Source organism: Vibrio sp. B1FLJ16, from assembly GCF_905175385.1.
In the GTDB taxonomy this organism is placed as follows: Bacteria; Pseudomonadota; Gammaproteobacteria; order Enterobacterales; family Vibrionaceae; genus Vibrio.
In genome coordinates this window covers 2,369,585-2,382,508 of the sequence record NZ_HG992749.1, presented here as the reverse complement: position 1 = coordinate 2,382,508, position 12,924 = coordinate 2,369,585, and the positions used below count along the sequence as shown (strand labels likewise).

The following is a 12,924-nucleotide window of genomic DNA, read 5'->3' as shown; positions in this document are numbered from 1 at the left end:
GCTTGTGCTTGTGTTGTCGATGGTCGTTACCAATGCCAATCGGGAGATTCGCCATGACGGTAATGAACAACAATTTTATTGAAGTAACACCAAACTTTTCTGAAGTAGAAATTGGTGCAGCTCGCAATGCGTTTTTGAAATACGATCAAGAGCAGCAACTTCATTTGCTCACGATAATGCCAGTTGATGAAGCTGTGGGGATTCTGAGGCACTGTTCTGTGGGGTATGTGAACAGTTTGATGTCTCAACTTGAGCATGCGGGTCATGATAAGCGTGCGCGTCACTATGCGCACCAATTGGGTTTACATGTATCGGAAGTTGATACACCGAATGGTTACTTATCAACCGGCGTATTGGGGCATGTAAAGCAGCGAATTGGCTGGATTATTGCGCTAGCTCTGCTGGGGATCGTTTCTGGGCTCATTATTGCTCAGTATGAAGATACATTGAGCCAACTGGTTTTGCTGGCGGTGTACATGCCGGTGATTGCGGCAGCTGGTGGAAATACGGGAACTCAAGCGGCTACATTAGTCATTCGTGCATTGGCCACTGGCGAACTTAAAAAGCGTCAGTGGTTAGCTGTACTTTGGAAAGAAAGTCGAGTTGCACTGTGTCTTGCGCTGGCAATCGCAATAGTTATGGTTGGACGCATTATGTTTTTTAGTGCAGGACAATCTACGGGTGGTTTTGTACTGACAGACATCGCACTTGCAATCGCAGTAGCTTTGTTTATTCAAGTATCTATTTCCACGACGCTTGGCGGCTTGTTGCCAATAATTGCTCGAGCTTGCAAGCTGGACCCGGCCGTATTGGTGAGCCCTGTGCTTGCATCAATCGTTGATATATCTGGTATGTGGATTTACTTTACAGTGGTGAACTACTTCTTAGGCATCGCCTGACTAAAATTCACGATGTCACGGTAAAATAACTGCTCGAAATGCGTAATAGGGGCAATAACAGGTTGGCTATCGTCCTTTTCTTCTGGGAAATAATCAGAGACAAACTGAACAAAGATAGTGTTAGGTTTGCCTTGTTTATCCAGACCATAGCCTGCCATATTGTGGGTTCCGTACAATGAACCACTTTTCGCAATCAGCTGACCTTTAATTGGTGCGCTACGCATACTTTGACGGTACTGGAGCGTACCAGACTCACCTGATTTAGGCATGTTTGTGATCAGATTCAGCGTTTTGTCATTCTTCCAGATATAGCGCAGTAGCTCCGCCATTTTGGCCGCAGAAATTCGGTTGTTTCTGGATAGTCCTGAACCATCCTCTAGCCGCGCCTGTCGGATATCTACCCCGGTTTTCGCAAAGATAATTTGCTTGATTGCTTCAGTACCATTAGAAAAACTACCCGGCTGAACGAAAAATTTAGCGCCGAGGGTTTTTGTCAGCGTGTCTGCAATCAGATTGTCTGATTCTTTTAACATCTTATCGAGCAAGTCAGGCAGCGGCTTTGATTGATGCTGTGCCACAAGCTTGCGTTGCTTTTGTGGTGCGGAACCAACTCTTACTTTTCCTTTTACCTGAATATTGAGCTCGCTAAGTAAAGTTGCCAGGATCCTAGTCGTGTAACGTTCTGTATCTTGTACCGCAAAGTTAAGTGGCAACGGTTTCTCTCTTTCGATCAGACAACCTTGGAGCTCATAGTGGTTGTCGGGATTAGAAAGCAAGCCCAAATCACAGTGGCGACTTTTTTGAATAGATTTCGATACCGTTTCTACAGAGCTTTTTACTTGTATAGGTTGGTGCTCCGGTACAAAGACCCGGGTTCCCCCATTCTTTTGTGTGTAAATGGAGGCTTGAACGCAGTTTTTGTTTAGTGTTATGGCTGAGGCTGGCGCACTATAACAAACCCCTAGAATATCCCATGGCCAGCCTACTGCGCGGTTGTAACCGGTAAAGACGCTGTTATCGAGCCACAAGTCTCCTTCAATTTTGCTCAAGCCATTTTTCTTAGCAAGGGTGAGAAGCTTCTTTAAGTCTTCTGTTTGTAATGTCGGGTCACCTACAAAATTGATAACGGCGTCAGAGGCAGAAGTTTCTAGCGTGGTGCGAAACCTGAAATCATCACCTAATTCGAGTTTTGCTGCTAACGCGGTAACTATTTTTAGCGTGCTTGCGGGAGGAAATAGCTGTTCTGTCGGGTGAATACCTGCGAGTTCAGTATCGTCACTGAGTTTTTCCGCAACTAAGCTAATACGAACGCCTTCCGGTAGTACTTTCTGATGTGGATAGGCTTGTACGACTAAGGGGCTGAGCAAGGAAAGGAAGAATAGAGACCAACGTAAACGCATAGTGATACTTTTTGAGATTAGGTATGCAGTTGAGTATACCCAAGTTAACTCAAGATGCTAGGCACAGGAGAACTGGTTCTGTCATCATTTACTAAAAAGACACAAAGCGTAAATAAGAAGGCTATATTTGAGGCAAAAAAATGCCCGTAAAAAGCGGGCACTGTATATTCTAGTCAAAAGACAAGAATTAGAAGTCGTAACGTAGACCTAGAGCTAGCTGGTCTTCTTCACCGTCAACAAGGTTGAAGTTGTAAGAAGTGTAGCCACGGAAGTTAGGCTTGAAGTAGTAAGTTGCATCGATTGCAAAGTTCTCAACTTCTGCGTCACCTTCTTCAGCATTGTTGTAAGTAGTAGTGAATACAGTTTGGCCCATAGTGTAAGCCGCTGCTAGTTCGTAACCTGTGTAATCTTTGTCAGAAGAGCCATTTTTCTTCTCGCCAACTAGATCTTCACCGTCAGTGTATACGCCTGCAAAGTACAGGTCGCCAATAGTGTAAGACGTTGCTAGCATGAACTCGTCAGACTCGTCTTGGTCTGCAAAACCAGCACCTACGTTAAGACCAGTATCGCCGAATGCGTAGATTGCAGACAGAGAGTAACCGTCCTGACCATTGTCACCGCCGTTGTTGTTTGCATCAGCGAAGCGGTAGCTTGCTTTAACGCTTAGGTTTTCGAACTGGCCTTTGTAAGACATCATGTTGTCAGTACGGTCAGATACAGCCAGTTTAGCCGCTGCTGAGTTACCGTGGTAAGCCATGATATCTGTGAAATCTGTGATAACGCCTAGCGCACCTTCGTTTTTACCGTAAGTGAACTCACCCCATGCACCACCTAGACCAGCATATAGGTAACGAGTGTTTAGATCGTTATTGCTATCAACGTCGCCTTGTTCGTTAGTAGTGAACTCGCCTTCCCAGAAACCAACGCCGTATAGCTCGTCGCTGATTGCTTGTTTGCCAAGGAAGTTAAGACGAACGCGAGAGTTATCAGTAGCGTCGCCATCTTCCATAGCCAGACGTGCTTCAGCACGGCCGCCCATTTCTAGAGAAGTACCGTCTTGGTTGTAAAGTTCCGCTGCGTTTACGCCAGTCGCCATTGCTGCTGCAGAAACAGAAAGAGCAATTAGAGTCTTTTTCATTTTATTTTGTCCTAGTTAGGTATCAATATTTTTCTGGGGGAGAGGGCTACTCTCTAAGTCGGAAGTCTAAAATTGATTGTTTCGCACAATGGTCTCGTGCTTGTTAATTTTTGATACGTCGACTTGCTGGACACTTTTTACAGGCAAAGTTTCATGATGAGTTAGTAAAATGATATAAATTTCGTTTGTGAACGGCGTTCGATTGCAAGATTTTTATGTGTATATATTTGATTTATAATGTTTTTTGTGTTTCCTTTGCTTTCTTGGAAATTGATTAGTTTTTATTTTTTTTGATAAATTCTTTGTAAAGAACGTCTTTAACTTTCAATGTATTACAATAAAGTTTTCTCAGAAGAGTGAGCTGGCTCATTGAGTTAACAGGGGGCACTGTTACTCTGTATCAAATTAGGGTGATTTCGTTTCTGAGTTTGTTTACACTAGAGAAAACACATCTTCAAACACGCTACCCTGTCCTATTGGCAGGGTAGGGTTTTTTTGTCCAAAGAATATTGGGCTTGAGGTTATATAATGGAAAAAGTTCCTATGACACTGCGTGGCGAAAAAATGCTACGTGAAGAACTAGATCGTCTGCTTAAGCTGCGTCCTCAAATTTCAGAGGCAATTGCTGAAGCTCGAGAGCTAGGTGACTTAAAAGAAAACGCTGAATATCATGCGGCGCGTGAAGAGCAGGGTATTTGTGAAGCTCAAATCCGAGATATCGAATACAAGTTATCTGTTGCTCAGGTTATCGATGTAACCAAAATGGACAACACAGGTAAGGTTATTTTTGGCTCAACTGTTACGTTGATTGACGTAGATACGGACGAAGAAAAAACTTACCAAATCGTTGGTGATGATGAAGCGGACATAAAGTCTGGTCGTATCTCTGTAAGTTCTCCTATTGCCCGTGGTCTGATCGGCAAAATGGAAGGCGATGAAGTGATTATCGAAACCCCGGGTGGTTCGAAAGACTTTGAAATCGATCGAGTAGAATACCTGTAATCAGAGTTTTCTAATTTGCTCGTAAAACGCAAAAAAGGTCGCCAATGGCGACCTTTTCTTCCTACAACGTAAGTGAATGTTACTTACGAGGGATTTCGATCTTACGCTCTTCAGTTTGACGATACAGTACAAGTACTTTACCGATAGTCTGAACTTTTTCAGCGCCCGTCTCTCGTACGATAGCGTCGATGATTAGCTGTTTTGTCTCACGATCTTCTGAAGCGACTTTGACTTTAATCAGTTCGTGATGGTTTAGAGCGATTTCAATTTCTGCTAGCACGGCTTCTGTAAGTCCATTTGCGCCCATTAGCACAACAGGTTTTAAACTGTGAGCTAGGCCTTTCAGGTGTTGCTTTTGTTTGGTGCTTAGGTTCATTACGCGGCCAATTTTCTTTAATATAAGGGTTGAAAAAAGCTATTTTAACGCCATCTATTGCTGAAGACTATAATTTATTGAGCAATAGGTTGTGCCTATTGAAACAATAGCTCCTATTTGTGCTTTGTTAGGATTAAAATGAGTAAACAAAAACATTCGGCTAGTTCTGGTCGCTGGTTGAAAGAACACTTTGATGATAAATACGCGAATGAGGCCCGTAAAAAAGGCTACCGTTCACGCGCTTATTTCAAGATCGATGAGATCCAAGCAAAAGATAAGTTGTTAAAACCAGGTATGACTGTAGTCGATTTAGGAGCAGCTCCAGGTGGTTGGTCTCAATATGCTGCTAAAATAGTAGGTGATACAGGGCAAATTATCGCTTGTGATTTGTTACCGATGGATCCAATCGCTGGTGTAAGCTTTTTACAAGGCGACTTTCGTGACGATGCGGTACTGGAAGCGTTGTTAGACAGAATCCAGCCATCAATGGTGGATGTGGTCATGTCCGATATGGCTCCTAACATTGCGGGAAATAACTCTGTAGATCAGCCTAGGGCTATGTATTTAGTTGAATTAGCTTTAGATATGTGTCGACAAGTTCTAGCGCCTAATGGTAGCTTTGTTGTAAAAGTTTTCCAGGGTGAAGGCTTCGATCAATATGTGAAAGAAGTCCGAGACATGTTTAAAGTCGTAAAAGTCAGAAAACCAGACTCATCGCGAGCTCGCTCTAGAGAAGTCTTTATTGTAGCCACTGGTTACAAAGGTTAACCATTTTGCTCTTATGAGAGCGTGTTAACACTATGGCTACAGTGAATGATCTGTAGTACCCTACTTTTAATTACAATTAGTTATCGAGAGGCTTACACCTTGAGTGACATGGCAAAAAATTTAATTCTGTGGCTTGTTATCGCTGTCGTACTGATGTCGGTATTCCAGAGCTTTGGCCCTGGGGAAAGTAATGGCAGAACGGTGGATTACACCACGTTTGTACAGGAAGTTGGCCAAGGCCAAATTCAAGAAGCAACTTTTAAAGGCGAAGAAATTAGCTTTGTTCGTCGTGGCGGCGGTGCCAAAATGGTCACTTACATGCCAGTGTATGATCAAAAGCTTCTGGATGACCTCATTAACCAAAACGTGAAAGTACAAGGTACGCCTCCTGAAGAGCAGAGCTTGCTTGGTACAATCTTCATTTCCTGGTTCCCTATGATCTTACTGATTGGTGTGTGGATTTTCTTCATGCGTCAAATGCAGGGCGGCGGCGGTAAAGGCGCTATGTCCTTCGGTAAGAGTAAAGCTCGTATGATGAGCGAAGAGCAAATCAAGACCACGTTCGCAGATGTTGCGGGCTGTGATGAAGCAAAAGAAGACGTTAAAGAGTTAGTGGATTACTTACGTGATCCGAGCCGTTTCCAGAAGCTGGGTGGTAAGATCCCGACTGGTGTTCTGATGGTAGGTCCTCCGGGTACTGGTAAAACATTGCTTGCTAAAGCAATTGCCGGTGAAGCGAAAGTACCATTTTTTACTATTTCTGGTTCTGATTTCGTAGAAATGTTTGTCGGTGTTGGTGCATCTCGTGTGCGTGACATGTTTGAACAGGCGAAGAAAGCATCACCTTGCATCATCTTTATTGATGAGATTGATGCGGTAGGTCGTCAACGTGGCGCTGGTGTTGGTGGTGGTCACGATGAACGTGAGCAGACACTGAACCAAATGCTAGTTGAAATGGATGGCTTTGAAGGCAACGAAGGCATTATTGTTATTGCAGCAACTAACCGTCCAGACGTTCTAGACCCAGCGCTACTGCGTCCAGGTCGTTTCGACCGTCAGGTTGTTGTTGGTCTGCCTGATGTTCGTGGCCGTGAGCAAATCCTTAAAGTTCACATGCGTAAAGTCCCTCTAGCGGGTGATGTTGAACCATCTCTGATTGCACGTGGTACACCGGGGTTCTCTGGTGCAGACTTAGCTAACCTAGTTAATGAAGCAGCGCTGTTTGCGGCTCGAGGCAACAAACGCAACGTATCTATGGTTGAGTTCGAGCTTGCGAAAGACAAAATCATGATGGGTGCAGAGCGCCGCTCAATGGTTATGTCGGAAGAGACGAAAGAATCAACAGCATACCACGAAGCGGGTCACGCTATTGTTGGCCGCTTGGTTCCTGAGCACGATCCAGTGTACAAGGTGTCAATCATTCCACGTGGCCGCGCACTTGGTGTGACCATGTACCTGCCAGAGCAAGACCGTGTAAGTATGTCTCGCCAGCATTTGGAATCGATGATCTCTAGCCTGTACGGTGGCCGTCTGGCTGAAGAGCTGATATACGGTGTTGATAAAGTATCGACTGGTGCTTCTAATGATATCGAGCGAGCGACAGACATTGCACGTAAGATGGTGACGCAATGGGGCTTCTCTGAGAAGCTTGGTCCTCTGCTGTATGCTGAGGATGAAGGTGAGGTGTTCTTAGGTCGCAGCGTGACTCAGACAAAACACGTGTCTGATGATACCGCAAAACTTATCGACGATGAAGTTCGCCAAATCATTGACCGCAACTACTATCGAGCGAAACAGATTCTGGAAGATAACATGGATATCATGCACGCGATGAAAGATGCGCTGATGAAGTATGAGACCATTGATGCTCGCCAAATCGATGACTTGATGGAGCGTAAAGAGGAAATTCGTGAGCCTGCTGGTTGGGGAGATCACTCTTCTGACAAACCACAGGGTGGTGATAAGCCTCAATCTGCACCAGAAGAAGCTAAAGAAGAAAGAAAGGCCGATACTGTAACAGATGCAGAGCAGTCAACGACTCAAGAACTGACTTCAGCCGAAGCTCCAGAAAAAAAAAGATTCTGAATAACAATTATTGATATTGATAAACCCCGGGTTCGCTCGGGGTTTTTGTGTTTATTATGATTATTAAAGCAAACAACAAGTCCTTAGACCTTTCTCGTCCGCACGTAATGGCGATTCTTAATGTTACACCTGACTCTTTTTCTGATGGTGGTAAATATCACTCTATTGACCTTGCAATGGCGCAGGTGGAGAAAATGATTGCAGCAGGGGTCAGCATTATCGATGTAGGAGGGGAGTCCACCAGACCAGGTGCACCTGAAGTTTCTTTAGAAGAAGAATTGAAACGTGTTATTCCAGTTGTTCAGGCTATACGTGAAAAATACGATGTCTGGATTTCGGTAGACACCAGTAAAGCTGAAGTGATGCGACAATCGGTGGCCGCTGGGGCTGACTTAATCAATGACATTCGTTCGCTGACTGAGCCGAGCGCGCTGGAAGTCGCTGCAGAAGCTAATGTACCAGTCTGCATAATGCATATGAAAGGTCAGCCAAAGACGATGCAGCAAAATCCGCAGTATAATGATTTGCTGCAGGAGGTCGAAGAGTTCCTCATTGAGCGTATCTCTGCCTGTGAATTAGCTGGTATTGCGCGAGAAAATATCATTCTTGATCCCGGTTTTGGCTTTGGCAAAACGGTAGAACATAACTATCATATGCTGGCTAATCTGGAGAAGTTTCATAAGTATGGCTTACCCGTTTTGGCTGGCCTGTCTCGTAAGTCAATGATTTTCAGAGTACTGGATAAACCGGCAGCTGAATGTACAAATGCGAGCGTGGTTTGCGCTACCGTTGCGGCGATGAAAGGCGCACAAATTATTCGAGTACATGACTTTGAAGAAACGCTTGAAGCGATGAAGCTCGTTGAGATGACACTGAACAATATCTAAAAAATAACAAAGGAATACTTATGTCTGATAAAAGACGTTATTTTGGTACAGACGGCGTGCGCGGTAAAGTAGGACAATACCCGATCACTCCTGATTTTGTACTTAAGCTTGGCTGGGCCGCTGGTCGCGTATTAGCGAAACAAGGCACGAAAAAAGTTATCATCGGTAAAGATACTCGTATTTCTGGTTACATGTTGGAATCTGCTTTAGAAGCGGGACTTGCAGCAGCAGGTCTTAAAGCAACGTTTACCGGCCCGATGCCAACTCCGGCGGTAGCTTATCTGACACAAACGTTCAGGGCAGAAGCGGGTATTGTTATTTCTGCATCTCATAACCCTTATTATGATAATGGCATCAAATTCTTCTCTTCAGAAGGCACCAAGCTACCAGATGACATTGAGCTCGCAATTGAAGCAGAGCTTGATAAAGAGATTGAATGTGTAGAGTCTGCACTTTTGGGTAAAGCAACACGATTGAACGATGCAGCAGGTCGCTACATCGAGTTCTGTAAAAGCACCTTCCCGTCTTCGCTAAGCCTTGCAAGTCTAAAGATCGTTGTTGATTGTGCTCACGGTGCCACCTATCACATTGCACCGAATGTCTTTAGTGAACTTGGTGCAGAAGTTATTGCAATGGGCGTTACGCCAAATGGTACCAATATTAATGATGAAGTTGGTGCGACCGACGTAAGAGCGTTACAAAAACGTGTTATAGAAGAGCAAGCTCATCTGGGACTTGCGTTTGATGGCGATGGTGACCGTATTATCATGGTTGATCACTTAGGCAATAAAGTGGATGGTGACCAAATTGCTTACATCATCGCTCGAGATGCACTGCGCCGCGGTGAACTCAAAGGTGGCGTGGTTGGTACACTGATGACTAACCTAGGCATGGAAAATGGCCTGAAACAATTAGGTATACCATTTGTACGTGCTGCAGTTGGCGACCGATACGTGATGGAACAATTGCTGAAAAAAGGCTGGAAGATTGGTGCTGAAAACTCAGGTCATGTCATTCTGCTCGATAAAGTAACAACCGGTGATGCAATTGTCGCAGCCCTACAAGTGCTTGCATCCGTTGTGGGTAGTGATATGTCGCTAAATGAACTTTCAGAAGGTATGACGCTATACCCTCAGGTGCTGGAAAATGTACGTTTCTCCGGTGATGCAAACCCTCTGGAAGCACAAGCTGTGCTTGATTCAGTCGCTGAAGTAGAAGCTGAATTAGATGATAAAGGTCGGGTACTACTGCGTAAATCGGGTACAGAACCGCTTATACGCGTTATGGTGGAAGGTGAGAATGCAGAACTTGTGCAGAGCTCTGCGCTTAAAATTGCTGAAGCAGTAAAAGCAAGTTTTTAATAACTCTTTGAAATCAAAAAAAGGGCAACTTTTGCCCTTTTTTTGAGCGTTTGGCGTGTTAGCGCTGATTTTTTACTAATTTCCCCTTGTCAGCGTTACTGGCTTTCGCTAGTATTGCACCGCCTCCCGTTAGGAGGTCGCTAGCCTTGTTCATTTAATCATATAGATTATATTTGAGCGGCGCTGGCTCAACAATTAGGACATAGGTGGAAAAAATGTTTCAAGTTCTACTTGTGATTTACCTGTTGGCAGCGCTTGGTGTGATTGGCCTTGTGTTGATTCAACAAGGTAAAGGCGCAGATATGGGAGCCTCGTTCGGTGCTGGTGCTTCAAACACAGTGTTTGGTGCTAGCGGCTCAGGTAATTTCTTAACCCGAACTACTGCTATTTTAGCAACCGTATTTTTTATCGTTAGCTTGTTACTTGGTCGTATGTCAACACACAAAACCGAGTCACAATGGGTAGACCCTACACTTGGTCAACCAGTTGTAGAACAAGTTAAAGATGCAGCGAGTGAAGTACCAGCACCTACTGGTGATGAAATTCCTCAATAAGCTGTAAGGTTTTGATGCCGAGATGGTGAAATTGGTAGACACGCTAGCATGAGGTGCTAGTGCCTTTGGTGTGAGGGTTCGAGTCCCTCTCTCGGCACCATGTATTTACAAACTTGTAAATCACTTGTTTACGAGTATAATGCTCAGCAAGTCGGACGCGGGGTGGAGCAGCTTGGTAGCTCGTCGGGCTCATAACCCGAAGGTCGTCGGTTCAAATCCGGCCCCCGCAACCAATCTCTTTCTGAAAGTCAGAAATAGCAGGTTGGCAAGTTTGCGTAGTGCTAACCACACTACGAGTTAAGAACGGTATTTTTGACTATTCTTAACGTATCAGGGTCCAGCAGCATAAAACCCCGACTATCGGGGTTTTTTGTTATCTGAGTTTTTTAAATATCTCAGATCACTGCTTGGTTTTTTGATTGGGCTCTGAGCCCTTTTTTTGTTTCTGGAGTGGTTTAAATGACTGGTTTAGAAAGACAACTTACTGAAATGCTTGAAGCTCCTGTTGAAGCATCAGGCTACGAGTTAGTTGGATTAGAATTCATTCGAGCAGGCGCGCACTCAACGTTACGCATCTATATTGACCATGAGAATGGCATTAATGTGGATGACTGTGCAGAAGTTAGCCACCAAGTCAGCGCAGTATTAGACGTTGAAGACCCAATTTCGGTTGCCTACAGCCTAGAAGTGTCTTCTCCAGGTTTAGAAAGACCGCTTTTCAAAGCAGCACATTACGAGCAATTTATTGGTCACGAGGTCAGCATCGTTTTGAAAATGGCTGTAGCAAACCGTCGCAAATGGAAGGGTACCATCCAAGGCGTAGATGGCGAAACAGTGACAGTAACTGTTGAAGGCCAGCAAGAAGAGTTTGCTTTAAGTAACATTTCAAAAGCTAACCTGATCCCTAAATTTTAGTTCCCTAAAAAAGTTTAAGCTTAGAGGCTAAATATAATGAGTAAAGAAATTTTAGCGGTAGCAGAAGCGGTATCGAACGAAAAAGCGGTACCTCGTGAGCGTATCTTTGAAGCTCTTGAGATTGCTCTAGCAACTTCTACAAAGAAAAAATACGAAATCGAAATCGACGTACGAGTTGCTATTGACCGTAAAACGGGCGAATTCATTACTTACCGTCGTTGGTTAGTAGTTGAAGACGTTGAGAATCCAACTAAAGAGATTTCACTAGAAGCAGCACAATATGAAGATGACTCAGTTGAGCTTGGCGACTACGTAGAAGACGAAATCGAATCTGTAACGTTTGACCGTATTACGACTCAGACAGCTAAGCAAGTTATCGTACAAAAAGTACGTGAAGCTGAGCGCGCGCAGATCGTTGAACAGTTCATCGACAACGAAGGTGATTTGATCACTGGCGTTGTGAAAAAAGTGAACCGTGACACTATCATTCTTGATCTTGGCAACAACGCTGAAGCTGTGATTTTACGCGATGATCAACTTCCTCGTGAAAACTTCCGTCCGGGTGACCGTGTACGTGGTTTACTATACAAAGTTGCTCCAGAAGCGCGTGGCTTCCAGTTATTTATCACACGCTCTAAGCCTGAGATGCTTGAAGAACTATTCCGTGTTGAAGTTCCTGAGATTGCAGAAGAAATCATCGAACTGAAAGGCGCGGCACGTGATCCTGGTTCTCGTGCAAAGATCGCAGTGAAAACGAACGACAAACGTATTGACCCAGTGGGTGCGTGTGTTGGTATGCGTGGTGCACGTGTACAAGCTGTTTCTGGCGAACTTGGTGGTGAGCGTATCGATATTGTTCTTTGGGACGATAACCCAGCTCAGTTTGTTATCAATGCAATGGCGCCAGCAGACGTAGCTTCTATCATCGTTGATGAAGATGCGCACTCAATGGATATCGCAGTTGAAGCAGACAACCTGGCGCAAGCTATCGGTCGTAATGGCCAAAACGTTCGTTTAGCATCTCAGCTAACTGGTTGGGAACTGAACGTAATGACTGTGGCAGATCTTCAGAAGAAACACGCTGAAGAATCACAAGCTTCTATCGAAAACTTCATGAAGTACCTCGATATCGAAGAAGACTTTGCACAACTACTAGTTGAAGAAGGTTTCTCGACACTAGAAGAAGTAGCTTACGTACCGGTTAACGAGCTGCTTGAGATCGATGGTCTGAATGAAGAAATTATTGAAGAGCTACGTGGTCGTGCGAAAGATGCACTGACAACAATTGCTTTAGCGCAAGAAGAGTCTTTTGAAGGTCTTGAGCCTGCTGAAGACCTGCTTGGTCTTGAGGGCCTGGAGCGCGAAATGGCATTCAAATTGGCAGCAAAAGGCGTAGCAACGCTTGAAGATCTAGCTGACCAAGGTATTGATGATTTAGAAGGTATCGAAGGCCTGACCGATGAGCGTGCAGGTGAGCTAATTATGGCCGCGCGTAACATCTGTTGGTTCGGCGAAGAAGCATAATTCAGCAAGGAGGAA

The 12,924-nt window shown here is 44.6% G+C and carries 12 protein-coding genes and 2 tRNA genes; 11 read left to right on the top strand and 3 right to left on the bottom strand.

The features are described 5' to 3' along the window. The first annotated feature begins 53 nt into the window (after positions 1-53). A complete protein-coding gene (locus KHN79_RS10795; protein ID WP_182008798.1) occupies positions 54-899 on the top strand; it encodes a magnesium transporter in 846 nt (281 codons plus the stop codon). Here the strand turns inward: KHN79_RS10795 and dacB are convergent. Both dacB and KHN79_RS10785 read right to left on the bottom strand, forming a co-directional pair. Continuing rightward, positions 878-2,299, bottom strand: a complete 1,422-nt coding sequence (gene dacB / locus KHN79_RS10790) for a serine-type D-Ala-D-Ala carboxypeptidase (protein ID WP_182008797.1) — start codon at positions 2,297-2,299, stop codon at positions 878-880. The two genes, KHN79_RS10795 and dacB, sit on opposite strands and share 22 nt — an antisense overlap. A 187-nt stretch (positions 2,300-2,486) precedes the next feature. Next, complete coding sequence (locus KHN79_RS10785; protein ID WP_182008796.1) at positions 2,487-3,437, bottom strand: porin; 951 nt, start codon at positions 3,435-3,437, stop codon at positions 2,487-2,489. A 528-nt stretch (positions 3,438-3,965) separates the two neighbouring features. Between KHN79_RS10785 and greA the strand changes: the two genes are divergently transcribed. Further along, on the top strand, positions 3,966-4,439 hold the full coding sequence (gene greA, locus KHN79_RS10780; RefSeq protein WP_182008795.1) for a transcription elongation factor GreA: 474 nt from the start codon (positions 3,966-3,968) through the stop codon (positions 4,437-4,439). A 79-nt stretch (positions 4,440-4,518) separates the two neighbouring features. Here greA and yhbY read toward each other — a convergent pair whose 3' ends face one another. Then, positions 4,519-4,815 carry a ribosome assembly RNA-binding protein YhbY gene (gene yhbY, locus KHN79_RS10775; RefSeq protein WP_078534446.1) on the bottom strand — a complete coding sequence of 99 codons (297 nt, stop codon included), beginning with the start codon at positions 4,813-4,815 and terminating at the stop codon, positions 4,519-4,521. A 138-nt stretch (positions 4,816-4,953) separates the two neighbouring features. On the opposite strand from yhbY, the gene rlmE reads away from it, so the two are divergent. The 9 genes from rlmE to nusA all read left to right on the top strand — a co-directional run bounded on the left by rlmE (position 4,954) and on the right by nusA (position 12,909). Next, on the top strand, positions 4,954-5,583 hold the full coding sequence (rlmE, locus tag KHN79_RS10770; RefSeq protein ID WP_182008794.1) for a 23S rRNA (uridine(2552)-2'-O)-methyltransferase RlmE: 630 nt from the start codon (positions 4,954-4,956) through the stop codon (positions 5,581-5,583). Positions 5,584-5,691: 108 nt separating this feature from the next. Next, positions 5,692-7,668, top strand: coding sequence for an ATP-dependent zinc metalloprotease FtsH (gene ftsH, locus KHN79_RS10765; protein WP_182008793.1), 1,977 nt, complete (start codon positions 5,692-5,694; stop codon positions 7,666-7,668). 56 nt (positions 7,669-7,724) lie between these two features. Next, positions 7,725-8,555, top strand: a complete 831-nt coding sequence (gene folP / locus KHN79_RS10760; RefSeq protein WP_182008898.1) for a dihydropteroate synthase — start codon at positions 7,725-7,727, stop codon at positions 8,553-8,555. A gap of 20 nt (positions 8,556-8,575) precedes the next feature. After that, a complete protein-coding gene (gene glmM, locus KHN79_RS10755) occupies positions 8,576-9,916 on the top strand; it encodes a phosphoglucosamine mutase (RefSeq protein ID WP_182008792.1) in 1,341 nt (446 codons plus the stop codon). Between the two features lie 215 nt (positions 9,917-10,131). After that, positions 10,132-10,470: a preprotein translocase subunit SecG gene (gene secG / locus KHN79_RS10750; RefSeq protein WP_182008791.1), complete on the top strand. Its 339-nt coding sequence runs from the start codon at positions 10,132-10,134 to the stop codon at positions 10,468-10,470. A 16-nt stretch (positions 10,471-10,486) separates the two neighbouring features. Next, positions 10,487-10,570: transfer RNA gene (locus tag KHN79_RS10745), tRNA-Leu, on the top strand. Between the two features lie 56 nt (positions 10,571-10,626). Then, positions 10,627-10,703, top strand: a tRNA-Met gene (locus KHN79_RS10740). Positions 10,704-10,929: 226 nt separating this feature from the next. Then, positions 10,930-11,385 carry a ribosome maturation factor RimP gene (gene rimP / locus KHN79_RS10735; RefSeq protein WP_182008790.1) on the top strand — a complete coding sequence of 152 codons (456 nt, stop codon included), beginning with the start codon at positions 10,930-10,932 and terminating at the stop codon, positions 11,383-11,385. Positions 11,386-11,421: 36 nt separating this feature from the next. After that, entirely contained in the window at positions 11,422-12,909 is a 1,488-nt protein-coding gene (nusA, locus tag KHN79_RS10730) for a transcription termination factor NusA (protein ID WP_182008789.1), read from the top strand. Positions 12,910-12,924: the final 15 nt, after the last annotated feature.

What these genes read in the sequence shown, in the direction of transcription:
- yhbY (WP_078534446.1), bottom strand. Translation starts at nt 4,815, where the DNA reads ATGAACCTAAGCACCAAACAAAAGCAACACCTGAAAGGCCTAGCTCAC.
- dacB (WP_182008797.1), bottom strand. Translation starts at nt 2,299, where the DNA reads ATGCGTTTACGTTGGTCTCTATTCTTCCTTTCCTTGCTCAGCCCCTTA.
- folP (WP_182008898.1), top strand. Translation starts at nt 7,725, where the DNA reads ATGATTATTAAAGCAAACAACAAGTCCTTAGACCTTTCTCGTCCGCAC.
- ftsH (WP_182008793.1), top strand. Translation starts at nt 5,692, where the DNA reads ATGGCAAAAAATTTAATTCTGTGGCTTGTTATCGCTGTCGTACTGATG.
- KHN79_RS10795 (WP_182008798.1), top strand. Translation starts at nt 54, where the DNA reads ATGACGGTAATGAACAACAATTTTATTGAAGTAACACCAAACTTTTCT.
- secG (WP_182008791.1), top strand. Translation starts at nt 10,132, where the DNA reads ATGTTTCAAGTTCTACTTGTGATTTACCTGTTGGCAGCGCTTGGTGTG.
- KHN79_RS10785 (WP_182008796.1), bottom strand. Translation starts at nt 3,437, where the DNA reads ATGAAAAAGACTCTAATTGCTCTTTCTGTTTCTGCAGCAGCAATGGCG.
- rlmE (WP_182008794.1), top strand. Translation starts at nt 4,954, where the DNA reads ATGAGTAAACAAAAACATTCGGCTAGTTCTGGTCGCTGGTTGAAAGAA.
- nusA (WP_182008789.1), top strand. Translation starts at nt 11,422, where the DNA reads ATGAGTAAAGAAATTTTAGCGGTAGCAGAAGCGGTATCGAACGAAAAA.
- glmM (WP_182008792.1), top strand. Translation starts at nt 8,576, where the DNA reads ATGTCTGATAAAAGACGTTATTTTGGTACAGACGGCGTGCGCGGTAAA.
- greA (WP_182008795.1), top strand. Translation starts at nt 3,966, where the DNA reads ATGGAAAAAGTTCCTATGACACTGCGTGGCGAAAAAATGCTACGTGAA.
- rimP (WP_182008790.1), top strand. Translation starts at nt 10,930, where the DNA reads ATGACTGGTTTAGAAAGACAACTTACTGAAATGCTTGAAGCTCCTGTT.